Source organism: Paenibacillus diazotrophicus (assembly GCF_042610465.1).
This window is the reverse complement of the sequence record NZ_JBGJZN010000001.1, coordinates 1-26787: the sequence shown is the minus strand read 5'-3', so window position 1 is coordinate 26787 and position 26787 is coordinate 1. Positions and strand designations below refer to the sequence as shown.

18 protein-coding genes and 1 riboswitch are annotated in these 26787 nt (G+C 50.4%); of the genes, 2 read left to right on the top strand and 16 right to left on the bottom strand.

Annotated features, from left to right (window positions below):
- Positions 1-218: 218 nt before the first annotated feature.
- The 7 genes from gyrA to ACAN54_RS00060 all read right to left on the bottom strand — a co-directional run bounded on the left by gyrA (position 219) and on the right by ACAN54_RS00060 (position 11392).
- The gene (gyrA, locus tag ACAN54_RS00090) at positions 219-2660 is read right to left on the bottom strand and encodes a DNA gyrase subunit A (RefSeq protein WP_379150693.1); all 2442 of its coding nucleotides are present in this window, start codon (positions 2658-2660) and stop codon (positions 219-221) included.
- 509 nt (positions 2661-3169) lie between these two features.
- The gene (gene parE / locus ACAN54_RS00085) at positions 3170-5152 is read right to left on the bottom strand and encodes a DNA topoisomerase IV subunit B (RefSeq protein ID WP_379150688.1); all 1983 of its coding nucleotides are present in this window, start codon (positions 5150-5152) and stop codon (positions 3170-3172) included.
- A 65-nt stretch (positions 5153-5217) separates the two neighbouring features.
- The gene (locus ACAN54_RS00080; RefSeq protein ID WP_379154057.1) at positions 5218-6195 is read right to left on the bottom strand and encodes an ABC transporter permease; all 978 of its coding nucleotides are present in this window, start codon (positions 6193-6195) and stop codon (positions 5218-5220) included.
- A gap of 4 nt (positions 6196-6199) precedes the next feature.
- Positions 6200-7180, bottom strand: coding sequence for an ABC transporter ATP-binding protein (locus ACAN54_RS00075; RefSeq protein WP_379150685.1), 981 nt, complete (start codon positions 7178-7180; stop codon positions 6200-6202).
- Positions 7181-7235: 55 nt separating this feature from the next.
- Complete coding sequence (locus ACAN54_RS00070; protein WP_379150681.1) at positions 7236-8141, bottom strand: GDSL-type esterase/lipase family protein; 906 nt, start codon at positions 8139-8141, stop codon at positions 7236-7238.
- A 205-nt stretch (positions 8142-8346) separates the two neighbouring features.
- On the bottom strand, positions 8347-9141 hold the full coding sequence (locus ACAN54_RS00065) for a CAP domain-containing protein (RefSeq protein WP_379150678.1): 795 nt from the start codon (positions 9139-9141) through the stop codon (positions 8347-8349).
- 289 nt (positions 9142-9430) lie between these two features.
- Positions 9431-11392 (bottom strand): WG repeat-containing protein, encoded by a 1962-nt coding sequence (locus ACAN54_RS00060; protein ID WP_379150675.1) that lies wholly within the window; start codon positions 11390-11392, stop codon positions 9431-9433.
- A 123-nt stretch (positions 11393-11515) separates the two neighbouring features.
- Positions 11516-11615: riboswitch (purine riboswitch) on the top strand.
- A 57-nt stretch (positions 11616-11672) separates the two neighbouring features.
- On the opposite strand from ACAN54_RS00060, the gene ade reads away from it, so the two are divergent.
- Entirely contained in the window at positions 11673-13427 is a 1755-nt protein-coding gene (gene ade, locus ACAN54_RS00055; protein WP_379150673.1) for an adenine deaminase, read from the top strand.
- A 206-nt stretch (positions 13428-13633) separates the two neighbouring features.
- Entirely contained in the window at positions 13634-13840 is a 207-nt protein-coding gene (locus ACAN54_RS00050) for a hypothetical protein (protein ID WP_379150670.1), read from the top strand.
- A 547-nt stretch (positions 13841-14387) separates the two neighbouring features.
- Here the strand turns inward: ACAN54_RS00050 and mglC are convergent.
- From mglC to ACAN54_RS00005, 9 genes are all read right to left on the bottom strand, one after another.
- Positions 14388-15395, bottom strand: a complete 1008-nt coding sequence (mglC, locus tag ACAN54_RS00045) for a galactose/methyl galactoside ABC transporter permease MglC (protein WP_379150665.1) — start codon at positions 15393-15395, stop codon at positions 14388-14390.
- Positions 15396-15409: 14 nt separating this feature from the next.
- Positions 15410-16921 carry a sugar ABC transporter ATP-binding protein gene (locus tag ACAN54_RS00040; protein WP_379150662.1) on the bottom strand — a complete coding sequence of 504 codons (1512 nt, stop codon included), beginning with the start codon at positions 16919-16921 and terminating at the stop codon, positions 15410-15412.
- Between the two features lie 124 nt (positions 16922-17045).
- Positions 17046-18122: a galactose ABC transporter substrate-binding protein gene (locus tag ACAN54_RS00035; protein ID WP_379150659.1), complete on the bottom strand. Its 1077-nt coding sequence runs from the start codon at positions 18120-18122 to the stop codon at positions 17046-17048.
- 139 nt (positions 18123-18261) lie between these two features.
- A complete protein-coding gene (locus tag ACAN54_RS00030; RefSeq protein WP_379150656.1) occupies positions 18262-19281 on the bottom strand; it encodes a substrate-binding domain-containing protein in 1020 nt (339 codons plus the stop codon).
- On the bottom strand, positions 19278-21098 hold the full coding sequence (locus ACAN54_RS00025; protein ID WP_379150652.1) for a sensor histidine kinase: 1821 nt from the start codon (positions 21096-21098) through the stop codon (positions 19278-19280). Before ACAN54_RS00025 ends, ACAN54_RS00030 begins: the two co-directional genes overlap by 4 nt.
- Positions 21099-21101: 3 nt before the next feature.
- Positions 21102-22751, bottom strand: a complete 1650-nt coding sequence (locus tag ACAN54_RS00020) for a response regulator (RefSeq protein WP_379150649.1) — start codon at positions 22749-22751, stop codon at positions 21102-21104.
- Positions 22752-22963: 212 nt separating this feature from the next.
- A complete protein-coding gene (locus tag ACAN54_RS00015; protein ID WP_379150645.1) occupies positions 22964-23428 on the bottom strand; it encodes a GNAT family N-acetyltransferase in 465 nt (154 codons plus the stop codon).
- The gene (purT, locus tag ACAN54_RS00010) at positions 23418-24608 is read right to left on the bottom strand and encodes a formate-dependent phosphoribosylglycinamide formyltransferase (protein WP_379154055.1); all 1191 of its coding nucleotides are present in this window, start codon (positions 24606-24608) and stop codon (positions 23418-23420) included. The genes ACAN54_RS00015 and purT overlap by 11 nt, the downstream gene beginning before the upstream one ends.
- 147 nt (positions 24609-24755) lie before the next feature.
- On the bottom strand, positions 24756-26787 hold a 2032-nt coding region (locus ACAN54_RS00005; protein ID WP_379150642.1), incomplete at its 5' end, for a dynamin family protein.

Here is a 26787-nt window from a genome sequence, read left to right as displayed (position 1 = left end):
TTCATTTCGGGTCGTCATATCTACATTTTCGCGAGAAAACTTCCATTTCCTGCAAAAGGAAAAAATAAATAGCCCAAAGCCATACTGAAATGCATCCTTTGAATCAGAATCAGAGTATGGTGTATGTATCATAAAACGGTGTCCTTGTTCTCCAAATGGGGATTCAGGACACCGTTAATTTCTTCATAACTTTGTGAACTCAAGAATATTACATAGTACTACTTAATTGCAGGGAATAGGCTGATAATCTCGTCCTTCTTCTCAATGGCGACCAGTTGCTTGCCTATCGAACGCCGTTCGCTGAGCGGCGCCGCTTCCGAGGAGAAGGAATAAGTTGCTCCACTACGGGATATTGCCACCAGTTCAAGCGGTTCGCGGCAATAAAAAGCGCCTGAGATTCTGCTGCCGTTCGGACGGACTCGCTTGCCCTCTTTGAATTCGAAGGTTGGCATCCCTTTGCCGCCGCGGCTCTGCGCCGGGTAATCCAGCAGCAAGGTTCGTTTGGCATAACCAATTTCGGTTACCGACAGGATTTCACCTTCATCTTCACTGACCCAGAAGCAAGAGACCACTTCGTCACCTTCACGCAATTGAATTCCCCTTACCCCACTGGCTACACGCCCCATAGGATTCACTTCGCTCTCACGGAAACGGATGCTCATGCCCTCCCGGGTCACCAGCACGATCTCCTTATCACCACTGCTCAGTGCCACTGTGATGACCTCATCCCCATCGGCCACTTTGCATGCCGCAACGGCCCCTGAACGGGTGGTCGAGTATTCCTTGAGCTCGGTTCGCTTCACCTGTCCCTTGCGGGTGATGAAGACCAGACTAGCCTGCGGATCCTCCATATTGCCGACAGGAAGAATGCTTACAATTCCATCTCCTTTGGCCAGACCAATCACGTTCACTATCGCTGTTCCGGGTTCCTTCCATTTGAACTCCGGGATCTGGTGCACGGGCAGAAGGAAATATTGCCCTCTGCGGGTGAAGACAAGCAGGCTGTCCCTTGTATTCAGGTCCATCAGCTTGATGATATGGTCGCCTTCCTTCACGCCCGAAGCGTGGCGTTCGCCGCCTGAACGTGTGAAGGAAGGCATGCCTGTCCGCTTGATATATCCGTCAGCTGAAAGAGCTACAAGGACATCCTCAGCGTTCACAAGCACTTCAAGACTGACCTTAAGCTCTTCGACCTCACCCTGTATGAGGGAGCGGCGGTCGATACCATATTTATCGCGGATTTCGATAAGCTCTTTACGGATAACAGCGATCAATTTCTTGTCGCTGTCCAGAATACCCTGCAGTACAGCAATCCGTGCATGCATATCGTCCAGCTCCTTCTGGAGGGAATGAATCTCCAGATTGGTTAGTCTGTACAATTGCAAGGTAAGGATGGAGTCCGCCTGTCTTTCACTGAATCCGAACATCCAGACCAGATTGTTCTGGGCATCCTGGCGGTTCTTCGACGCTTTAATAGCGGCGATCACCTCGTCCAGGATATTCAGCGCTTTAACCAGCCCTTCCAGTACGTGGGCACGGTCCTCTGCCTTTTCCAAGTCGAACTGGGTGCGGTGGGTAACTACCTCACGCTGGTGGGCAATATAAGCCTCCAGAATAGCTTTAAGGCCAAGCTGCTGTGGAGACTTGTTAACAATAGCAACCATGTTGAAATTATATGTGATCTGCAGGTCGGTTTTTTTGAGCAGATAGGCAAGAATCCCCTGGGCATCCGCCTCTTTCTTAAGCTCAACTACGATTCGCAGGCCATCGCGTCCACTCTCATCGCGGACTTCGGCGATACCTTCAATCTTTTTCTCCAGCCGGATATTCTCCATGGAAGTGACCAGTCGGGATTTGACGATCTGGAATGGCACCTCAGTGATCACAATCTGCTGTTTTCCGCCCCGAAGCGTTTCAATCTCCGTCTTGGAGCGTAAATAAATGCGCCCTTTGCCTGTGCGGTAAGCATCCATGATGCCTTCGCCGCCCATAATAGTACCGCCTGTCGGAAAATCAGGACCTTTGATAAAGGTCATGATATCCTCCAATTCAATATCCGGCTTCTGCATGACAGCGATGCAGGCGTCGATCACCTCACGCAGATTATGCGGAGGAATTTCTGTCGCAAAGCCAGCCGAAATGCCACTGGTCCCATTGACCAGCAGATTCGGATAACGGGAGGGTACCACCACCGGCTCCTTGGCTGTGTTATCAAAATTGTCCTTGAACAGCACCGTGCGTTTCTCGATATCGCGCATCATCTCCATCGCGATCGGTGACAGCCGCGCTTCTGTATAACGCATCGCTGCCGCGGGATCATCATCCATCGAACCCCAGTTGCCGTGTCCGTCTATAAGCACATGACCTAATTTCCAGGGCTGCGCCATCCGTACCATACCTTCGTAAATGGATGAGTCTCCATGCGGATGATAATTCCCCATCACATCCCCGACTGTTTTGGCAGACTTGCGGTATGGCTTGTCCGGGGTGTTACCCGAATCATACATCGCATACAGAATCCGGCGCTGCACCGGCTTCAGCCCATCGCGTACATCCGGAATCGCCCGGTCCTGAATGATATATTTGGAATACCGGCCAAAGCGGTCACCAACGACCTCTTCCAGAAAAGCCGGCAAAAACTGTTCTGATAAACTGCTCATTCGTTCACCTTCTGTTCCTCAAATCTGTCCGCGTTTTAAATATTGGTGATACCTTACCGCCTAGCTGAAGGGAAATTCTTCGAGGTTTGTTGCCAATAATGTTCAATAGAAAAAGACTATGCTGATTGGTGTCCGGCGTAACTGCGGGGAATGTTTGGACTTCCGGCCGCTGTTTTGTTTGGATTTCCTGATATTAACCGCTATAAGCGGTAGAAATCCAAACATAAAGGCGGAAGCTCCGCTCCTACAGTTCCAAACTTCTCCTTCGGTACTTTCCACTCAATAAGCTTCGCTTTATTCTATAGAACCTGGCGGCAAAACCAGAGAATTCTCCTTTTTGCTTCGCATAAAAAGATCACCAAAAAATTAAAAAAACGGAAGTAATCGTCACTTACCGCTATATACAACCTATGCCGCGTGTATCCGCAGCATCTCTTAGATATCCTGCCGCGAAGCAGCGCGGAACGGACAAAGCACACAGAAATGCGCAATTCCGACAGAAATTTCTGCTATTCCTCTATCTCCGTGAAATCGACATTCTCCACGATCCAGCGCTTACGCGGGTCGACCTTGTCACCCATCAGCGTGGATACGCGGCGCTCTGCCTTGGCGGCATCTTCGATCTGCACTTGAAGCAGATTGCGTGAGTCCGGATTCATCGTGGTTTCCCACAGCTGATCCGGGTTCATCTCGCCAAGTCCTTTGTAGCGCTGCAGCTCGAAGTTCTTGCCAAATTCCTTCAGGTAGTTCGCCAGCTCCTCGTCGCTCCAGGCATAACGTACCGTCTCCAGCTTACCCGATTTGCGCGTAAGCTTGTACAGCGGCGGCTGAGCAATAAAGACTTTGCCGGCATCAATCAGCGGCTTCATATAACGGTAGAAAAAGGTCAGCAACAGGACCTGTATATGCGCCCCGTCAGTATCAGCATCGGTCATGATAATAATCTTGGAATAATTGCTGTCTTCTACGGCAAATTCCGGCCCGATTCCTGCACCGATAGTGGAAATGATAGCCTTGAATTCGTCGTTCTTGAGGACATCCAGCAGCTTGGCTTTCTCAGAATTCATCGGTTTCCCTTTCAAAGGCAGGATCGCCTGAATCTTGGAATCCCGTCCCTGTTTGGCTGAACCACCGGCAGAATCGCCTTCGACGATGAACAATTCTGTACGCGTTACATCCTTGGACTGTGCAGGCGACAGTTTGCCGCCCAGGTTCGAGCTTTCACTGCGTTTCTTGCCGCTGCGAATTTCATCGCGGGCCTTACGCGCAGCTTCCCGTGCTTTGGAGGCCTGAATCGACTTCTTCAGGAGGCTCTGTGCCACCTGCGGGTTTTCTTCCAGAAAACGCGCCATATTCTCGGATACAATATAATCGACAGCACTTCGGGCCGATGCGCTGCCGAGCTGGTCCTTCGTCTGGCCGACGAATTCTACCTCGGACATCTTAACACTGATTACGGCCATCATGCCTTCGCGCAGATCATTACCCTCTAGGTTCTTGTCCTTTTCCTTGAGCAGCTGTGTACGGCGGGCATAATCATTCAGAACACGGGTATAGGCTGTCTTGAAGCCTGTCTCATGCGTGCCGCCGCTGCGGGTAGGAATGGAGTTCACGAAGGAAGCAATCGTTTCTGTATATCCGGCATTGTATTGTAAGGCAATCTCAACCTCAATATCATCCTTTTCCGAGCTGAAATGGATCACATCATGCAATACATCCTTGCCCTCGTTGAGGAACTGTACGAATTGGCTCGCTCCGCCTTCATAAAAGTATTCATCCTGCCGGCCGCTCCGCTCATCTGTCAGATTAATGCGCAGGCCGGAGTTCAGAAACGCAATCTCCTGTACCCGTTCCGCCAGTGTGTCATAGTTCAGGGCAATTCCGTTCGGAAAGACACGAATATCCGGCTTGAAGGTGATCTTCGATCCGGTCTTATTCGTATTTCCCATAACCTCAAGTCCGGTCACGGGCTCACCGACATGCTCTTTGCCCTTTTTGTCCACCCAATATTCAAACCGCTGCCGGTGAATCTTGCCATCCCGGTATATTTCTACTTCCAGCCACTCGGACAAAGCATTGGTCACCGAAGCTCCCACGCCGTGCAGACCGCCGGATTTCTTGTAGCCAGAGCCTCCGAACTTGCCCCCCGCGTGCAGAATAGTAAAAACTACCTGCGGTGTAGGCACTCCTGTCTTGTGCATGCCGGTCGGTATTCCGCGTCCATTGTCGAGTACGGTCACCGAACCGTCCTTGCGAAGTGTAATATCGATTTTGGAGCAAAACTTGGCCAAATGCTCATCTACGGCGTTATCTACGATTTCCCATACCAGATGGTGCAGTCCCGAGGAACTCGTACTGCCGATATACATGCCGGGCCGTTTGCGTACTGCAACCAGACCTTCGAGCACCTGAATGTCGTCAGCATCGTATCCAGTCCGGGCGGTATCGCCGTTCTTAGAGACTTTTGCAAACATATCGATCTGTTCGAGCATTCATGCTCCTCCTTCTTTCTCTATCTGCGAAATGCAAACAAACGTTTTCGTTCACTTTGTACATTCTAATTCAAAATATCCCGTTTCGTAAAGACGGTGAATGAAATGATCACCGAAAGAATTCCCCAAACGGCCAGTACACCCATAGAAAAAGATAGTGTCATCCCCTCAATAGGGGCGGGCGATCCGGACAAATATCCGGTCAGGCCCAGGTTGACCATGAATAAATATTTTGCCGTAGTCCAGGCTGAAGCCATATTTGTCAATATAGTGCCGGCAATCAGCGCCGCCATCATCACAACAATACTTGCGGCTGTGCTGCGTACGAGCACTGATACCATGAATGCCAGAAGCGCAACAACTACACTCACGAACCAGATCAGTCCGCCCTGCATCAGTATATATTTCCATTGCGGCACCGCATGCACGGTAGACATATTGACTGTATCTCCATTCAGCTGAAAACCTGTAAAGACAGGGACATTAAATCCTTTATAGCCAAAAGCCAGACCCGACACCAGATAGCTGATCAAAAAAGTCGAGAGCACAATCAGTGAGACAAACATCAGCAGTGCCGCCATTTTGCTGAACAGCACCTTCCAGCGTTTTACCGGGCGGGTCAGCAGCATTTTGATGGTACCTGTGGTGCGTTCTCCAGAGACCAGATCGGAGGCTACAGCCATGATCAGGAGCGGAATAAACAAGGTTACCGAATTGTCCAGAAACTCACGGGTGAAGGTTACTCCGCTGGGCTCATTCGGATTCACATCATGATCCAGATAATATTGCAGCTGCTGGACAAAAATTTTCCGGTAAGACTTCCATTCCTCGGGGATCCGGTCACTGCCGAGTGAATTCTGATTGTCTATGATCTGCTGCTGAATCTCAAGCCTCCAGTCCGAGTTGAACTTATCCCGGCTGCGCTCGGCAATCCGCATCTGCGCGTATGTAAACATAGGCACCAGCACAAGCAGAATGAGCAAAATAATATAGAAACGTTTCTTTTTAATAATCTTCAGGCACTCATTACGGATGAGCGGCATCAGGCTAGTCAATAGTCTCACCTTCCGTTAGCTTCAAGAATAGCTGTTCCAGTGTGGGGTTGATTTTATGCACGGCTCTTACTTCCACCTCATCTGTAACCAGTACGGCTACAATCTCCGGAATCAAATCCTCCTCCATCACGGTGATCAGAGAATTCGCCCCCATCCCGGCGATAATGGAATCATCCAGAGTCACTTCATCCATCTCCATGAGTGAAATATCCGGGCGGCCGCCAAGGACCTCTCTTGCTCTGCTTAGCGGCTCCAGTTCCCACAGCACATATGGTGAACTCTGGGCAACCAGATCATCCACTCCGCCTACGGCGAGCACACGTCCTTTGCTGATAATGGCCACCCGGTCACAGAGCAGCTGAATTTCGCTCAGCAGGTGGCTGGAGACAAATACAGCTAGACCTTCATCGGCCAGGCGGCGGATAAATTCACGAAGCTCCTTGATCCCTTTGGGATCCAGCCCGTTCGTTGGCTCGTCCAGGATTAGAAGCCGGGGACGTCCCAGAAGGGCCTGGGCTATCCCCAGGCGCTGGCGCATGCCCAGTGAATACGTGCTTACCTTGTCATGTATCCTCTGGTCCAGCCGGACGATATCTACTACCTCAGCGATACGGTCCTTACCCACTCCCGGCTGCATCCGGGCAAAATGCTGCAGGTTCTCCCATCCGGTCAGGTAGGTATATACCTCCGGATTCTCCACAATGGAGCCGACATATTGCAATGCTTTTTCAGGTTCACGGTTCACGTTGTAGCCGCACACGGTAATTTGCCCTTCGCTTGGCCGGATCAAATCTACCAGCATGCGGATGGTTGTTGTTTTGCCGGCTCCGTTCGGACCGAGAAAACCAAATATTTCACCTTCGCGCACATCAAAGGTTACGTCATCAATAATCCATTTACGCCCTATCTTTTTGCGGACACCGTTGACAGACAGCACTACCGTTCCGGAGCCGTCTCTTGGGTCTGTTGTCATTCTTCTCGCAGCTCCCTTCAGCTGACTTATTAGTCCTGTTTACTAATGACCAGACTTAACGCACTGCCTGCACAACCCGCTCGCTTATCCGCTGGTAACCGTCACCATTCGGATGAAAATGATCGCTTGACAGGTACTTATCCAAGTGCCGGTTGAACAAATCAAAGGTCGGCACAAGAGTCATGTTAGAGTGCTTATTAATAATATCCATTGCGGCATTATTCCAGGCCGTCACCGCCTGATTCCCGGGCACCAGCAGTTCAGGAACATCTCCAAAAGGATTGTAAAGCCCCAGATAATAGATCTGCGCCTCAGGATTAATCTGTGTAATGCGTTCGAGAATGGTATTAAGCCTTTTAGCTGCTTCAGGCAAGGCTGCCAGCAGGGAGGCAGGAGTTAATTCTTTAGCTCCATCTGCGATACCAACATCTGCACTTGCATCAGCATCAGTATCCATGCTTCCAATTTCCGGACTTTCCGTATCCGGTGTTGCAATTTGCTGGCCTTCACTTCCGCTTCCCAAAAGATCAGATCCCCTGAAAAGGTCATTCCCGCCAATAGACACCAGAATCACGTTAGATTGGCGAAGCGTATACTTCACACCCTCCTGATCCAGCTTGCTCAAGAGTCCTGCTGTTGTCAAACCGTTGATCCCCATGTTGCCGATCAGATTCGTCTTACTTCCTTTTGCTGTTAACCCGTCTAACGTACGCTTCACGTAGCCGCTGCCTTCATTGTCTCCTGTTCCCTTAGCCAGGGAATCGCCTAATGCTACTATTCGGATGGCTTCTCCGGCTGATGAGGCCGGGGCAGCGGTCTGTTCCGGGAGAACGGTCAGCGTGGCCTCTCCTTTCGGGTACAGAACATCTTTTACCGCATATACAAACCCGACGATTAAAAGAATGGTAGCTGCTATGGAAATCAGGCTGACTGCCCGCCAGGTCCATCTGGAATCGTTCAATGCTATCCCTCCGTATGCCGTTCTATTCTGTATTGTTCCACATTTTACAAACTTCTTAACTATGTAGATAAACATAATTCTTCTATGTACAATTTGCAAATAAAAACCGCTCCCCGGCTAATCCGGAGAACGGTATACTGCTGCAGGCGCCGCAGTTCTTCATAAGAGAGAATGAATAACGGTTACACCATGCAAGGGTTGTTGTTTATTTGCCGATGAATTCTTGTACCCAGTAGTTATTGTCGTAACCAACGCCAATATAATTGAAATTGGCACTTAGAATGTTAGCCCGGTGTCCGGTGCTGTTCATCCAGGCAGTCATGACTTCCTGAGGTGTTTTCTGTCCCATGGCGATGTTTTCACCTGCATACTGGTAGCTCACCCCAAAAGAAGACATCATGTCAAAAGGTGATCCGTACGTAGGAGACGTGTGGGAAAAGTATTGGTTCGAACGCATGTCTGTGGCTTTGGCTGCTGCTACTTTGTTAAGGCTCGCCAATGCGGTTACAGGCGAAAGTCCGGCTGCTGCGCGTTCCTTATTGACTAGTGTTACAATCTGCTGAGTGAATGCAGCCGTACCGGTTGTAGTTGCAACTGCAGGTGCCGCTGTTGCTACAGGTTTGGCTGTTGCCACAGGTGCAGCTGTTGGTGCAGGCGTTGCTACGGGTTTTGCTGTTGGCGCTGGTGTCACCGCTGGCTTTACAGGCTGAACCGCGGGTGCTGGTGTAACAGCAGGCTTTGCTGTAGCTGATGGAGCAGCCGCTGCCGGCTTAGCAGGCACAGGCTGAAGCTTCGTGATCGTTATGGTGGAACCGTCAAATAACCATCCGTTAGCGCCATATTGTTCAAGGTAATCCATGAATTGTGCGAAGTTAGTGGTCTTTATGGTGACTGTCTGAGTTTGTGAGGCTGCACTTGCTTGTAATGGAAGAGTGAGGCTAAGCGCCATAACAGCCGCTACACTTCCACCAATTACTGCTCTTAAAGTCTTGCTCTTCATTCTGCCATCTCCTTGTTCTGTTCTTGTTGTAAGGTTGTCTTCCGCCAAAAGCCATTTGAATCATATGTTACAAAATTGTAATTTGTTCCTCAGTCATTGTAACATAAATCTATTTGCCGTGCGCTTCTAAATTCTGGATAATAATAGATTCCAGCACTGCTTGTCCCATTTAGCGCCTGATTAGCCTGAGCACCCAGTGGATATGGCTAAGCCGTTCCTTCCGGAACGGCCGCAGATATTTTAAATTTAATTTTCTTTCATTATATATTGTAACGGGGCAGCGTCCCTCTTAATGATAAGACTGCCAGAATTCCCCCTCGATTGAGATGAGGCCCATAATCTCTGCATAAGGAATACGGAATGTAGGGAATCCAGCAGCATAAGGAGCAATCTCATATGGTGCAAAATAGAGATAAAGTGCCTCCTCATCCACATAAAACGGCTGGTCAGCGGTAATGCCCTTATAGGTATCGGGGAATACATAAGAATACTGGGGATCGTTAGCAATCTGCCTGCCGACAATATCACTTAGCTTCTGCACATATTTGCTGCCAGGCTTGAACAAATCACCCAGCTTGTAAAATTTACCGTTCCGCAGATTAATATGCGTATAGATTTTTGTTGGCATCCCGTGTGCCGCTCCGAATGGGAAGCGATAACCGTTCAGCTCCAGAACCAGGAGATTTTTACGGAAGAAGGACACGTTAAAATCACCGGTATAGCTGAAATCTTGAGACGCGCCGCCTGTACTTACACCCTCGGCCAGAGATAGGCTTCGCAGCTTGTCGTTCACTGCTCTGGACACATCCGTAATGGCGATGCCTTCCACCACCGGATAATAGACCAGATAGTCTTTATTTGGCTTATATTTTTTCTCAAGTACGGAATACGGCGGCCGGAGCGGAATCACACTATTTTGTCTCCATACCTGTTTGCCCCGGCGGTCATAATAAGACGTGCGTAGATCGACATCCGCCCGGATCAGACTGCCGCTGAATGACAAAGTGCCGGCACCAGGGATAACAGGAGGCTGGGCGGCTTTTTTGCCGCTTTTATCTATAAAATAGGTCTCCTTGTCATCATATACAGACGCCAGGCCATTCTGATAATTGTTCACACCGAGCAGAGGATGATTACTGAGAATCCTGCCAGTTACCGCATCTGCGATAACATAACGAGACCCGATGTAAGGCCGGGCAGCGTCCAGCGGGGTTCCGAGTGCAACGCGATCCTCGCCAAGCTGTAGCACGACGTAATAAGTGGCCGGGATGATCTGTTGTCCCTTCGTATCAATCAGGCCGTAGGCATTGCCGTAATCCGCAGCTGTATTGATGACCGCTCTTCCCCCGGAAAAAGGAAGGGCAGCGGTAAATTGCGACTGTATGGCTATAGTTCCATCCGTGCGGAGATAGCCGTATTTGCCGTTGACTTCCCCCTGGAAGGGGAGCAGACCGTCTCCCGGATACCCGACAAACGGATAGTGATACGAATGTAATACAGTTCCCTGCGGATCGATCAGCGCGAACTCTCCGTCTTTCATTTTGACAAGTGCAGTTCCGCCATTGAAATCGCCAGCATCCTCATAGACGGCTGGAAGAACTTCTTTCCCCTGCGCATCCCAATAGCCATATTTGGCAGTGCCAGTGTTGCTCTGTCTGGAAAAAAGCGCCCGTCCTTCATGCAGCGAATTCAAATAGTCAGCCCGTGCAGAGGTTACCTCTTTGCCTTTTTCATCAATCAGGGTATACCCTTTTGCATCGGAGACTACCGCCCGGCCTTCGGAAAAGGGGGCAATAAAGGAATAGACGGGCTTTACCTTTTCCTTGCCGGTGCTGTCGATCAGCCCGCTGCCGTTCTTACGCTGCACGATAGCCAGCCCGTTCGGCTGAAATTCCTCGGCATAATCGTATCTGGGCTCGATGACTGTACGGCCCTCATTATTAATATAGCCCCAGAGCGTGCCCACTCTCAGCTTGAAAGGCGCAGGATGCAGCAGATCTGCCCGTAGTGTATGCTCCTCTGCTTCTGGATGAACCCACTGCTGTTCTAGAGGTTGGCGGATATAGTCTACCCGGTATAAACCCTCTACTGCAGGGATCGTTACGAACACATCTTCATCCGCAAGGATGAAATCCTCTTCCTGCCGGGAGATACACTCGTTCCAGCCGATTCCGTCCCACCGCCATACTTCTGTCTGGATAAGGCTGTTGTCCCCTACTGCTCCCAGCTCATTCAATTTGATCCTCAGCATCCATTCGCTCCCCTTTGCCCAAACCTTATGATTACAGGATATGGGCGGGGGCGGATTAATGTGCCTAACCAGGCACATTCTATATGACATGTAGTGTGATCTTGAAAATCATAGCGTCCTCGCATACTATAGACATAACATTGTTGTATAACTTCGGCGATATGGGCCGAGGGTCTCTACCAGGAACCGTAAAATCCTGATTACAAAAAAATGCCGGTGTGCATTTTTTTGCGATCAGGATTTTTGGCGTACCTTATATTCAGAAAAGGGAGTGAATTCTATGAGCTACAGTACGAAGTCCTTGCTCTCCAGACGTATTCAGGTGGCAGGCAAGCAAATCCCGGCGGATCTCGTAATCAAAGGCGGAACCATAGTCAATGTATTCACTGGTGAGCTTATGGAGGGCGATATTGCGATTGTGGATGGATATATCGCAGGCATTGGCTCGTATGAAGGCAAACGTACGGCAGATGCGGCCGGTAAATGGATTATTCCCGGCCTGATCGACGGGCATGTACACATTGAGAGTTCTATGCTCACGCCCCAGGAGTTCGCCAAGGTCGTGCTTCAGCATGGAGTAACGGCAGTAGTCACCGATCCTCATGAAATCGGCAGCGTATCCGGGGTAGAGGGCATTAATTACATGCTGGAGCGCTCCAGGGACCTGCCGGTGGATATTTACGTCATGCTTCCCTCCTGTGTGCCGGCAACAAAGTTTGAGAGCTGTGCTGCCCAATTAGAGGCCGCTGACCTCAATCCTTTGTATGCGGACCCCATGGTTCTGGGACTCGCAGAAGTGATGGATTTCCCCGCCCTGGCTGGACCTGAACCAGCGATGTTGGATAAACTGGCCGGTGCACTGGACCATGGGAAACAGATCGACGGGCATGCAGCCGGGATTAGCCGGGAAGATCTGAATATCTTCCGTTCTGCAGGCATCCGGACAGATCATGAATGCATCAATGCGGAAGAGGCCAGGCAGCGCCTTGACCTGGGCCTGTATCTGATGATCCGCGAAGGAACCGCAGCCAAGGACCTGGAGGCCCTTCTACCTGCCGTCACGGCAAAGAATGCCAGACGCTGCCTTTTCGTTACCGACGATAAATTAATCGATGATCTGCTGGAAGAAGGTAGCGTGGACCACAACATCCGGCTCGCCATCAGCAAAGGTCTTGATCCCATCACAGCCATCCAAATGGCAACGCTGAACACAGCAGAATGCTTCGGGCTTCAGGACAGGGGAGCCATTGGGCCGGGATACCGGGCGGATATGGTGGTGCTGGACGATCTGAATTCACTCTCCATCACTCAGGTCTTTAAGCACGGTGAATGTGTTGTTGACGATGGAACGCTGGTACAAGGAGTTTTCACAGAAAATCAAAGAGCCGAGGTTCAACATTCAATCGCCGAGAGCTGCCGCCTGGCCAATATGGAGATCGGGGATTTGGCAATCCCTCTGCAATCCGGCAACTGCAATGTGATCGGGATTATTCCGAATTCCATCGTGACCCGCCATCTCCAGGAGCAGGTTCAGGTGCAGGATGGATTCTTCGCCCCTTCGATCGAGCAGGATCAGCTCAAACTGGCTGTCGTGGAAAGGCATAACCGTACCGGGAATATCGGTCTGGGTATCGTAAAAGGTTTCCAGTTCTCCAAAGGTGCCATCGCCGCAAGCGTAGCCCACGATTCGCATAACATCATCGCCGCTGGTGTCTCCGATCAGGAGCTGCTTACCGCCATCCGCCACATCGAAGCCATGAATGGCGGGCTGACTGTAGTATCTGGCGGCACAATTCTAGCCTCTCTGCCGCTTCCGGTGGCAGGACTCCTGTCTGAGCAGAGCTACGAACAGGTATATACCGAGATGAAGCAGCTGTACGCCGCTATGCGCGAGATCGGTGCCCCGGACAACTTCAATCCGTTCCTGACCCTGTCCTTCCTGGCCCTGCCGGTCATTCCCGCGCTTAAGTTGACAGACCGGGGTTTGTTCGACTTCGCCTCTTATTCGCATATTGGGATTGAAGTAGCCTTATAACCATTTAAAGGAACTGCCCAAAGCTGTAGCATTGGCTTTGGAGCAGTTCTTTATTTTGAACCCCCTATCAAATAACCTGAAAATCACTTTGATTCGTATCAAACCAGACGGGGACTTTAAAGAAATAAGAAGAGAAAGAAAAACATTTCAAGATTGTACAATCCTCGACAGTTTAAGAGTATGCGGAAGCGGAAAAAGCACAACCTTTGATTATTGGTTTAGTTGAGAATGAAATTATTGATTTAGCTAATAGTAAAGGCAGGAATTTTCCGAAAGCACCAAAAATCCCATTTGATCAACTTATAATACTGCTAACTATTGAAATGGAAATGATGCATGCGAGTCCGCATACGGCGGTTCCAAAGGTTTATGGAGTTCTAGATAAGAACAAACTGGGCTCCACTCAACTATGAAGTGGAAAAAGTGAACTTAATCCCGCCGAAAACAGCAATGTTGAGGGTTTAGGTGGAAAAAGGAAACTTAATCCGGCGAGATTCCCCTACAAGGGACGAAATGAGCTAGAATAGAGATACTTTTTCCACTTAGCCTGTGGAGAAAAGGATATTTGATCTAATTAGTGATACTTTTTCCACTTAGCCAACTAAAGAGGCTCCGAGAAATCGTATTCCTAATTCTTCTTTTTGAAGTAACTTGTAACTTCATAAATGCCAAAAAGCGTTTGCCGGTTACCCAGCAAACGCTTTTTATATTGCCTCTCCCCCTCACGAAGCAGGGAGGGGAACTACCTAAGGTGATGCAAGTGGCGGAGGGGAGGTTTGGAGCTGGAGAAACGAAGTGCTCGCCTTTATCCTCGGATTTCTACCGCTAATAGCGGTTCAAATCAGGAAATCAGAGGATAACAGCGATCGGAAGCCCAAACACTACCAGCAGTCACGCCCCAATCACCTCAGGCACTTTATCTTCAACTCTCTCCCACAACGCTTTCCCTCACAGTTTCGCTTACTTCTTCGACGAATATTTCCGCATATCAAACGATACAGCCGCAATGATGATCAGACCTTTGATAATCAGTTGGTAGTAAGGGCTGATGCCGATAAAAGTTAGACCGTAGTTGATCAGGGTGAAGATAATAACACCGACCAGAACGCCCGGTACCGTACCGATACCGCCTGTAGTGGATACGCCGCCGACTACGCAAGCCGCGATAGCGTCAAGCTCGTACATGTTACCATAGTTGTTGGTAGCGCCGCCTGTTCTGGCAGCCTCAAGTACACCAGCCAGACCGTACAGGGCACCCGCGATAGCGTAGATGTAGATCAGGTTCTTGGATACGTTGATCCCGGATACCTTAGCAGCCTGCATGTTGCCGCCGATAGCGTACATGTTTTTGCCAAGCTTGGTTTTGTTGAACAGCACCCAGACAATGGCGGCGACTATCAAGGCTATGATTACGATATACGGTAGAGAGTACTTCCCGCTACCAATAAAGCCAGAACCTATTTTGGTGAAGTCAGGACGCAGACCGCCGATCGGCTGCGATTGGTTCGGGTCCATATCAAAGTACAGAGAGTTCAAACCGTATACAATCAACATCGTACCCAGTGTAGCGATGAATGGTGGAACATTTAGCTTGGAGACAATAATCCCGTTCACGAGACCACATAGGAGACCGGCAACGATAGCGATCAGGATAGGAAGCCATACCTGCACTTGCGGCAGATCAGGGAAGAACCGGCGTGAATAATCAGGTATCTGCAGCATAGAAGCAGAGATAACCGCCGTGAATCCTACAACCCGGCCTGCGGACAAGTCCGTTCCGGCCGTGATCAGTATAAAGGCCACACCCAGGGCAATAATAACGCGTGTGGATGATTGAATCAGTACATCACGCAGAGTATTGACAGACATGAAGCTTGGCTCATAGATGATAATACCCATAATCAGCAGGACGAGTACGATATAGATCGCGTTTTGAGTGACAAAGGATTGCGCTTTTTTAACGTTCATTAGTAGTTTCCCCCTTAATGCTGTGCAGCGAGACGCATAACTTCGGTTTCCGTAGCCTGCTCGCCTTCTAGTATTCCTGTAAGCTTGCCTTCCGACATGACCATTACACGGTCGGACATCCCGAGCAGCTCCGGCATTTCCGATGAGATCATGATGATGCTTTTGCCCTGCTTCGCCAAATCGGCAATGATTGAATAAATCTCGAATTTGGCCCCGACATCAATTCCGCGGGTGGGTTCATCCAGCAGCAGCACTTCAGGCTCGGTTAACAGCCATCTGGCCAGCAGAACCTTTTGCTGGTTACCGCCAGACAAATTCATGATCTGTGTTTTGGTGGTTGGTGTCTTGGTGCGCAGCTTTTCAATCATCTTATCAACTTCAACTTTTTTCTTCTTGCCGTCAAGCAGCAGATAAGGCGTCTGATAACGGTCCAGATTGGCAATAGCCCCATTCTCGTGAACGGACAACACTGGGAAAATCCCCGTTACACGCCGTTCTTCGGTAAGCAGCGCCAGCCCGTGTTTTTTGGCATCCTGCGGCGACTGAATATTAACCTTTTTGCCAGCAATGGAGATGCTTCCGGATTTTATTGCACGGAGTCCGAACAAGGCCTCTATAACCTCCGTACGCTGTGCGCCGACCAATCCGCCGACACCCAGAATCTCACCGCGTCTGAGCTCGAAGGATACATCCTTGAACGATCTCGGTTCAGGGGAAGTAAGCCCTTCCACCTTCAGGAAAACTTCACCGGGAACGTTGGTGCGTTCAGGGAACCGGTTCGTGAGGTCACGGCCGACCATTCTGGAAATAATCAGATCCGTTGTCAGCTCTGCCGAAGGCCAGGTTCCGATTTTTTTGCCGTCACGCATGATCGTCACTTCATCAGAAATCTCGAGGATTTCTTCCATTTTGTGGGATATATAAATAATGGCTACGCCTCTTTTTTGCAGATCCCGGATAATCCGGAATAAATGCTCCACTTCCACACTGGTCAACGAGGAGGTAGGTTCATCCATAACGATAACGCGTGAATGAAAAGAGACGGCTTTGGCGATTTCGATAGATTGGATTTTGGATACAGACAATTTGCCTACAAGGGTCTCGGGATTCAGGTCGATATCCAGATCCTTGAAAAGATTCTCAGTATCCGTAAACATTTTCTTGTGGTCAATGAACTGAATCGGTCCGAACCCTTTTGTCGGAAAACGCCCCAGCCAGATATTCTCCATTACATTGCGGAACGGCACAGGATGCAGCTCCTGATGTATCATAGAGATTCCGAGACCCAAAGCATCATTGGAGTTCGTGATATTAGCCTTTTCACCATCCAGGTAAATCTCACCGGCATCCGGCGAATAGATCCCAAACAAACATTTCATGAGTGTGGACTTGCCCGCACCGTTCTCGCCCATCAGTGCATGGACCGAACCCGGTCGAACCTTTAGGCTCACGCCGTCCAGCGCCTTAACGCCGGGAAATTCTTTGGTAATATTGTTCATTTCCAGCAAAAATTCAGTTTTTGCCATGTTGTTACGCCCCCTACGCTTTTTTTCTTTTTCCATGAGAGGCACAGCGGTTCCATCCTGCTCCCTACCCGAAAGGAATTCCGGGGAGCAAATAAACACTCCCCGGATTTATTTGTATCAAGCTTTATTTAGCGTCAGCTACATTGTCTTTAGTGATTTTTTTGTAGGAAATCCATACATATTGATTGTCTGTGATATCAAAGCCTACATTTTCTTTGGTAGGTGTTTCGCCTTTAGCCAGCAATGCAGCCAGTGTTATAGCAGCTTTACCTTGGTTGTTGGCATCATTCAACACTGTACCGAGCATGGTTCCGTCTTGCAGGGCTTGAACTGCTGGTGCAGTCGCATCTACACCTACAACCGGCATATACTTGTCGCCAGTGAAGTAACCGGCAGCTTTCAGAGCTTCGATCGCACCGAGGGCCATATCATCGTTGTTGGCAAGAACGGCTTCAATCTTGTCACCATGGGAGCCGAGGAAGGCAGCCATTTTTTCTTGTCCTTTTACACGATCCCACATTGCAGTATCTTCAGCCAGTTTCTCTACCTTGATGCCTGCATCTTCAATGGCCTGGATGGAGTAGGTTGTACGAAGCTCAGCATCCTGGTGTCCAGGTTCGCCTTTCAGCATTACATATTGGAGCACGCCGTCTTTGTTCTTGTCAGCTTCCGGATGAGCCTTCCAGTAGTCTACAATCAGCTGGCCGGACATGGTGCCGGACTCTTCAGCCTTAGCGCCAACGTAGTATACTTTGTCCCATTTCTTCATATCTTCAGGAAGAGGTTCACGGTTCAGGAACACTACCGGAATGTCTGCTGTTTTGGCTTTATCGATGATTACGCCTGCTGCTGTACGGTCAACCGGGTTGATCAGCATGCCGTCGTATTTCTTGGTGATGAACAGGTCCACCTTGTCATTCTGTGTAGGCTGTGAGTTCTGGCTGTCTACGATGTCTACAGTAGCGATGCCTTTGGCAGCTGTGTCGATTGCGTTGCGGACACCAGTCATGAATGTATCATCAAATTTGTAGATGGCCACGCCGACTTTTGGAGTCTCACCAGCAGCACCGGAGTTTGCACTGTTAGTTGCTTTTGCAGCATTGCCTGTATTCTCGGTTTTTGCATTGTTGTTACCGCCGCAGCCTGCAAGTGCAGCCCCCAGCAAAGCACTAGCGAGTAGAACGGAAGTGATTTTTTTCATAATTATTTGACCTCCTGATAATGTTTCTTTTTAGTTTGCCCGGTGTGTCCCGGGTACATCCTTATTATGCCCGACGTGAAAGCGGTTGCGAATATAAAATCCTACTCACTTTTATAAAAATTCTAATGATGTAAGCGATCTACCGGACAAAAGGAAATAATAATTTCTGGTTCTCCGGCCATAGCATGTTCTCCAGATCAATTAGTTTGGTACCTGTATCGACACGCTCAGGCACATTAATGCCCTCAGCGGCTTCCACGGCATATTTCACAGCCAAATATCCGTTACTGAAGGGATTCTGGATAACTGTTGCCTGAACCGTACCATTCTGCAGCAGCTCCATCATTGACGGAGAACTGTCGAAGGCGACCATCTTCAACTTGCTGTAGCCCAGTTCCTGGATCACTTTGCCTGCCCCCTGAGAGGCCGTTTCATTCAGAGTAGCAATTCCGCGGAGGTCAGGGTGCTTCAGCAGCATATCCCGGGTCAGTTGTTCCGCTTCGCTGGTATTGGATGAAGTATAGGAAATCTGCACGACCCTGACATCAGGAAAACGTGCTGCATAGTTCAAAAAACCCATTTCCCGTTCATTCGCATCCCGTGCGCCATAATCAATTGTTCCAGAGGGAGCTTGATTTCCGCTGGAATTGGTGAAATTAATAATTCCAACCTCCCCGTAGCCATTCAAAAGCTCAATCAGCCTTTCTGCAGATTTCTGCCCGGCCTCATAGCCGTTTGAGCCTACATAGGATTTCACCTTGGCTGAACCTACCTCTGCATCTACCGAAATGACCGGAATCTTATAATATTCTGCCTGGTCCACAACCTGTGCAAGCCCCATATAACTGCTCGCTGCAAGGATAATCACATCCGCCTTCTGCTTGATGGAGTCCTTCACCATCGTGATTTGCTCGTCAATGTCGCTCTCGGAATCCGGGGCCTTAAAGGTCAGCTTCACATTGAACTCCTTCGCAGCGGCCTCTGCGCCCAGCTTCACGGTGTTCCAGTAATCGCCTCTGTTCATTTTTACAATCATGTGCACGTTGCGTGTTTTGGCAGTGCTGATATAGGCCGGAGAAGTACCCAGGCAGGAGGTAACCGTAACCCCCAACACCGCACATATCAGCAAAATCACCCCTATGCGTAAGCCTCTCATCATACGGATTCCTCCTTTCCTTCTTCTAGACCCTCCTGGGCCCGGACCGCAGGAAAGATGATCGTAACCGTAGTACCCTCTTCAATCTCACTCTCAAAGGTAAGCCCGAATTCACGTCCATAGACAAGTCCGATCCGTTCATTCACATTCCGGACACCTACACCTGAACCCCCGCTGCTTTTGCCTCCGCTCAGAATCGTTTTTAGTGTCTCTGGATTCATGCCAAGCCCATTGTCGCTGATCCGGATAACTATCAGACCTTCCTGCAATTCCGCTGTAATCGTAATCAGACCTTCATCAGGCATCATCTCGATACCATGGTAAAGAGCGTTCTCAACAATAGGCTGCAGAATCAGCTTGATCGTCTGGCAAGGCAGGACCTCATCCTGCGCTTTAATCTCATAACGGAATCTATTCTTAAAGCGAAAGCTCTGAATAACCAGGTAATGCCGGATATGATCGAGCTCCTCCTGCATAGTAATCATATTTTTCCCTTTGCTTAGGCTGATGCGGAAAAATTTCGACAGGGACTGGATCATTGTGACCACTTCATCTGTTTTACCGCGTTCCGCGAGCCGGATTACCGAATTAAGCGTGTTATATAGAAAATGGGGGTTGATCTGGGATTGCAGAACTTCAAGCTCACCTTTGCGCTTGGTCTCCTGCTCGTAGATAATCTGGTCCATTAACTGTCTGATCCGCTGCAGCATCAAGTTAAAGCGCCTGGACAACTGTTCCACCTCGTAAGGGCCGCTGACATCGATAGGCGAGTTCAGATCCCCTTCGCCAACCAGCTTGACTGTCCGTTCCAGCTTGCGGATGGGACTGGCAATCAGCCAGGACAAGGAGATGGATAACACGATTACACCGAAGATAACGAAGCCCAGAAACCAGATCAAAAAATGGTTCAAATCGCGTTTGGTGGTTACAATCTCATCATAATAGGCCACACCGACGATCTTCCAGCCTGTCTGAGCCAGTGTACGTACCGTGATAAACCGTTTCTCTCCTGTCGATTCATCCAGATAGCTGCGGTATTCATACGCCAGTACTGGCTCTACATTCTCATACTTCAACCCGGCATAAATCAGCTGCTGCTGCGGGTGGTATACAATGTTGCCTTGGGGATCAAGGATGTAAGCGTAACCTCTATTGCCTAGCTTAACCTGTCTGCTGAGCTGATCTATCGTACGGAAGTTGAAATCGATCAGCAAAACGCCGGTTTTGGCCAGCCCGTTTTCTTTGTATTCAATCTTTTTACTGATAGAGACCACCCAGGTATACCGTCCCTTGAACAAATTCTGGATATGGGGGGGAGAGTAGGAAATCTGCGGGTTTTTGTTCGCAGAAGTGAACCAGCTTTGACTTTGCAGCTGGGTATTGAGCCGCATGCTCTGGCCCGGAGTCCCGACTACATATTTTCCCTGCGGTGTGAACACCGCCACCGAGACGAGATCCTCACGGCTGCTCATCAGGGTATCCATCCGCTCAGCAAGCAAGGGAGAATCAATCGAAGGGCTGGCTGTAATCTGCTTCTCCGCTGTTTCAAAAATACTCCCCATCCCTTTAACATACAGCTCCAGGTTATAATTCACCTGCTCGATAATCTGCTGCATGTTCATATTGGCATTATTCTCGGCGGTTGTGGCAAATTTGTTGTACAGCATAAAACTAACGATCACTGCAACGAGCACAGTGACCGCCGTAAAGGTAAGTGTAATAATGAGCTGGATACTCCGCAGCTTGGAGGACCAACGAAGCTTCCCCTTCTTGTGCGGCTGCGGGCGAAGCGGAAAAAAATAAGCCTTCGGTTTATTCATGGCTTATCCTCCCCGGGAGCTGTTTTTGTACTCTTTTGGTGATTGACCGTATTTCTTGCGAAAGCAGAAGCTGAAATAGTTCGGATCGGCAAAACCGATTTTTTCAGCGATTTCAAAGGCCTTAAGCTCTGTCGAGCGCAACAGCTCCTTAGCTGCTTCCAGCCGGATCTGCAGCAGGTAGCTGACAAAAGTCATCTTCATTTCTTTCTTGAAAATACTGCTGAAATAGCCGGTACTGATATGCAAATGCTGGCAGACTCTGCCGATCGATATATCGGACTCCTCATAATGGCTGCGGATATAGTCCTTGGCCTGGTCTACTAGCTGTCTGTAACTGGACTGCCGCTCTGACGCTATGGAATCCATAAGCCGGCTGCACACACCGATTATCCATTCTTTGGCTTCACCCATATTATTAAACTTCTGAATCTCCGTTAGGGAAGAGAATCCTAAGCCGCTAAAATCACTCATCTCACTGCCTGATTCCTTGGCCACCCTAAGAATCGTAGTGATCACTTCCAGAAGAAAAATCTGATACTCCTGCGTGCTCACCTGGGCCGCATCCAATCCTTCAAACAGCTCGTCCACTACCTCCTTCAATTCCTGAAGGGTGCCCAGCTTGATGGTGCGGGTCAGCGACTGCTGGGTCAGCTCGTCATACGCCAGCATGCGTCCTACCCGGGATTCCACATCTTCGATCCAGATTACTCTATTATTCCCGAGGATTTGACGGTAATCCAGCGCCTGTAGCGCATCGTGGAACGAATGGGACAGGAGTGAAGGGGATTTGCAGGCCGTACCGGAACCCGCTGTCACAGTCAGCTTAAGATAACGCTGCACGTTCTGGCGGATTTCTTCGAGAATCGCATAGGTTCTTCCGGTAATGACGGCTTCATCCCTATCTTCGCTGAGTGAGAGGAGCACCACATCATCGCGGTAGATGAATACTTTACCGAATCCATGTCTTTGGCATATTTCTTCAGCAATATTCAGTACAGCGAACAGTTGAAGATTACGTTCACCCGTATCTCTGAGCGATAACGGCTTTTTGCCGGTTATAGCCTCTCCTGCACCTTCGCGGATATAATCCACGCGGATCACAGAAGCCTGAAACAGCTCACCGTCTAATTCAATGCCGTATTCCGAACTCTTCCCGGCAATCTCAGCGGCTGGAAGTCTGCGGGAGACCAGCGAGGAGAGAAACTGCTCACGGAGCACCGGCAGACTTTTGCGGTAATGCTCGCTGAGCAAAAATACATTCTCCTTCTCGGCAATCTCAGCCTCTATCCCTGACCTTACCTTAAGCAGAACGTCAATCAGCTCCTGAGCAGAAAACGGCTTTAAGAGATATTCATCTATTTGCAGCTTGATCGCCTTCTGGGCGTATTCGAATTCATCATATCCGGTCAGAATAATTATTTTCGTATTGGGATGACGGCTGCGAATCCACTCCGCCAACTGCAACCCGTTCATAAAGGGCATCTGGATATCAGTTACGACGACATCCGGCATCAGCCGGTCAATAGAATCCGCGGCTTCCCGTCCGTTCTCTGCCTGATCTACAACCTCAAACCCGTAGTGCTCCCAGTCGATCTGTGCGATAATTCCTTCTCTAACCTCTTCTTCGTCTTCTGCCAGAATCAATTTATACATACTTCATCCCTCTTTGAATCAGGTTTATGTCACTCTACACCATTCTATATGATTCGAACGGCTCAATCTATGGTTAAGTTAGGGAAGGTGGATTTGTGAAGGTAATCTAAAGAATACATACGCGTATAGAGCCATGGAACTAATTAACAGAACAACAGGCAAAAAAAACCATCCCGCTTGAACCGGGATGGGGATGATTGGTGCGTATGGGTCTATAGCAATGATTTGTTGAAGCGGTAGCCGGCAGTTTTCTCGAATCCGATATGACGGTAAAACGCATGTGCCGGCGAACGCTCCACCCGATTGCCGCTTCTAAGGAAAAGCTGACAGCATCCTTGCTGGCGTGCCCAATCCTCTGCTGAAGCCACCAGTCTTTTGCCAAGACCGTTGCCTCTAAGCTCCTCTGCTACGATCAATGCGGTTATCTCCATAATACAGTCTGCATGCTTGTAATAGGATCTTACCTTCCGTAGTCCAATCATTCCCACAACTTCATTATCCAGTTCTGCGACGAGTGTGCAGTGGAAAGGATCCGTCTCCATGTCTTCCATTCTTTCTTTCATCACGCTAAGCGTTGTCGGATAGCCGAATTCCCGCAGAAGGGCTGTCACTCTCTCCAGATCATTCAAGCCGCATTTGCGAATCTGCAGTACTTGCTCCTGAGTACTACTGTTCATCCTCAATTACCTCCACTTTTAGCATAGACGCTGCCTGTTTGGCCGCCGTCCGCGCGATTTCCACATCTTCCGCTGCACTTAACGCTACGGCCATCCGCCGTCCAGGGCGGATCTCCGGTTTGCCGAACACCCGAATCTGAGTACGGGGAAGCGCCAGCGCCTCACCAATACCGGTTATTCTAAAAGCTTGTCCGGCTGTGTCTGCCTTCAATGTTGCTGATGCGCCCGGTGACAGCAATTGCACCGAGTCGAGCGGAAATCCAAGAATGGCTCTGACATGCAGAGCAAATTCTGATAAATCCTGTGTAATCATGGTAACCATGCCGGTATCATGCGGTCTAGGCGAGACTTCACTGAACAATACACCATGATCCGTAAGAAACAATTCCACGCCGAAAATTCCATACCCGCCCAGCTGGTCTGTTACGGCACGGGCGATTTCTTGAGCCTCGGCCCACTCAGCCGAACTCATCTGATGAGGCTGCCAGGACTCCACATAGTCGCCGTCCTTCTGGATATGTCCGATCGGAGGACAGAATACTGTACCACTGACTGAACGTACGGTGAGTAATGTGATCTCGCTCTCGAAGGTCACAAAGGCTTCTACAATGACTCTAGTTCCTTTGGCACGTGCACCTTCCAATGCCGTATTCCAGCAGTTCTCAGCATCCTCGGGCTTCCTGCAGACGCTTTGCCCTTTGCCGGAAGAACTCATGATCGGCTTTATTACACATGGGGTGCCCAGGATCTCTATGGCCTGCCGCAGCTCGTCCAGACTATTCGCGAAGCGGTAGGCTGCTGTAGGTAGGCCAAGCTCCTCGGCGGCTAGCCGGCGAATGCCTTCCCGGTCCATAGTCAGGCGGGCTGCACGTGCAGTAGGAACTACGAAGAACCCTTCTTGCTCCAGCTCCTGCAGCGCATGTGTAGCAATCGCTTCGATCTCCGGAACAATCAGATCCGGCTTCTCGTCACGAATCAGCTTTTTCAGTGCATCCGCATCAAGCATATCAATGACATGGGAACGATGAGCCACTCCCATGGCGGGTGCATCTGCATAACGATCCACAGCTACGGTCTCTACGCCAAGGCGCTGAGCTTCGATAATGACTTCCTTGCCCAATTCCCCGCTGCCCAAGAGCAACAGCTTACGGCTTCGGGCTGAAAAAGGAGCTCCCCACATTGTCGATTCCAACCTCTTTCGGCAATTTGAATGCTGCGTTCTATGTTTCTGTAAACGATGCAGTTCAAATTGTAAATTTTCAGGCTTCTTTATTTTCTTCCATCCTCAGTCAGAATGCAAGTTTTCTTCGACATTTTCCTACAAACTTCACAGATTGTTGTCCACGATATCGCCCAAAGCTTGTTCGAGTTGCAGGAGTTCGCTGCTAAGATGGCTCCAGTGCTCTGCAGAATCACCCCCTTCCAGGAGTTCTGTGATCGCTGCTTCCCGCTCGGACAGATTCTCACGCAGCACCTTCACCACCCTGGAGAACGCGGTGTCCAGGCTTCCTACGTAGAATTCAAGCAACAAGCTTTCCTGTCCTTCAGCCGCCGCGGCCACGGCTTCCTTCATCCCGGGCTCCGCACCCGCTCTGACTTCATTACGGCCAGTCCCTTCGAAGAAATGGCGCGGTGATTTGAAGCGGCTCCACAGCGCTGACCAATCCAGCGGCTCCAGTCTGACTTCCAGCTTGACCGGGGCTGGCCAAGGCTCTTTATCATTCTGAAGGAACTGAAGCTCTTCTGCGGGTATGGATAATTCTTCAGCGGCAGCGATGGCGGCTGAGTGCACCAGACGGCGTCCGGCAGCCTCCAGACGGAGCGTGGTGGCCCACAGCTCCTGCTCCAGCTCACGCTGGATCGTCCGTTCCAGCTCTCTTCCGCAAGCTGTAAAGATATCCTTCAGATGACCGCCGTCTTCACGGAGCAGAGAGGGATGGAACGATTCCTGATAGAATTGGCCGAAAGAGAAGGAGATCCGCTGACGGACATGATACAGCAACTCCTCACCTTCCCGGCGCAAGTCCCGGCGCGGCCGCTCCTCAGAGACCAGTTGAACCAATCGTCGTTCTGCCTGGCTCCGCTGCTCTTGCAGCTCCCTCATTTGCACTTCACGCTTACCTGCCGCCTGACGCGCCTTCTCCTGCCACTCCTCCGTCCTGCGCCGGACGGTGCTTAGGCTATCTCTGGCTCCTGCCAATGCCAGCTTCGGCAGCTCTCCGCCAGCGAATTGGGCAAGTGCCTGCTCGAAACTGCTGAACCGGGAAGCTTCATAGATCTCCTGATTATTTGTCGTCTTCCCTTCCAGGGCAAGTAGGCTGGAGAGAGAGTACATTTGCGGTGCAGTCAGACCTCCAACGCGAAGATTCTGCGCGACATGCCGCTGAACCTCCTGCAGCTCTTCCTCATCCGAGGCCAGATCGGAAGCATTGATAATAAAGAACATTTTATCCAGCGCAAAGCTGTCTTTGATCCGGCCCAATTGGGTGAGCAGGCCTCTATCCGCCTTGGAAAACGCATGATTGTAATAGGTCACAAAACATATCGCGTCGGCACTCTTCATATAACCAAAGGTTACTCCCGTATGACGTGCATGGAGTGAATCTGCCCCAGGCGTATCCACCAGCACGATACCGCTGGCCGTTAGAGGACAGTCGTAATAAAGATCTATTCCCTGAATGAAGCAGGCGCGCGTCTCTTCGGCAACTAACAGCCGGTATTCCTGCAGATCGACCGTGCGGACGCTTCCGAGCAAGGGTCCGGACTCCTTCCAGCCTGCCGCGGCTGCCCGCAGAAATCCGGCATGCGGCAATGCCGAAGGATGGAGCCCGCTGACTTCAAGGTTCGCAGCGCTGCTAATCCAGCTCTCCGGCTGCGGTTCGGCAAGCTGCAGCACGCTGAAGGAATGGAGGATATCCTCCCAGAAATCCTCCGCACTCTTCATGGTGACCACCGCACTGGCGTGAAGGAAGTCTCCTTCCGGGGCCAAGATGCGGTTCACCGCTGCTGTGGCAGGGTGAGGCGACACAGGCAGCACCTCTTGGCCCAACAGTGCATTGGCGAAGGAGGACTTGCCGGCGCTGAACGCTCCGAACAGCGCCAGCGTGAATCGGCCGCCGGCGAGATCCGCCGCCCGTGCCGCTAGGCTGCGCGCGGCCGAGGCCATGGCCGACTCGCGGCGCAGCAGCTCCGCCGCAGCGTCCAGCACCGCTGCGGCCTTCCCGAGCCGGCGGCGCCCGCCCGCCGGCGAAGCCATACCCGCCGCAAGTCCTGCGGCGGGGCTTCCAGCCGCTGCGCCAAGCGGCGGCTGGGGCTTCCGCGGCGCGGCGCTCAGCGCGCCGGCCAGCGGGGTGACCCTC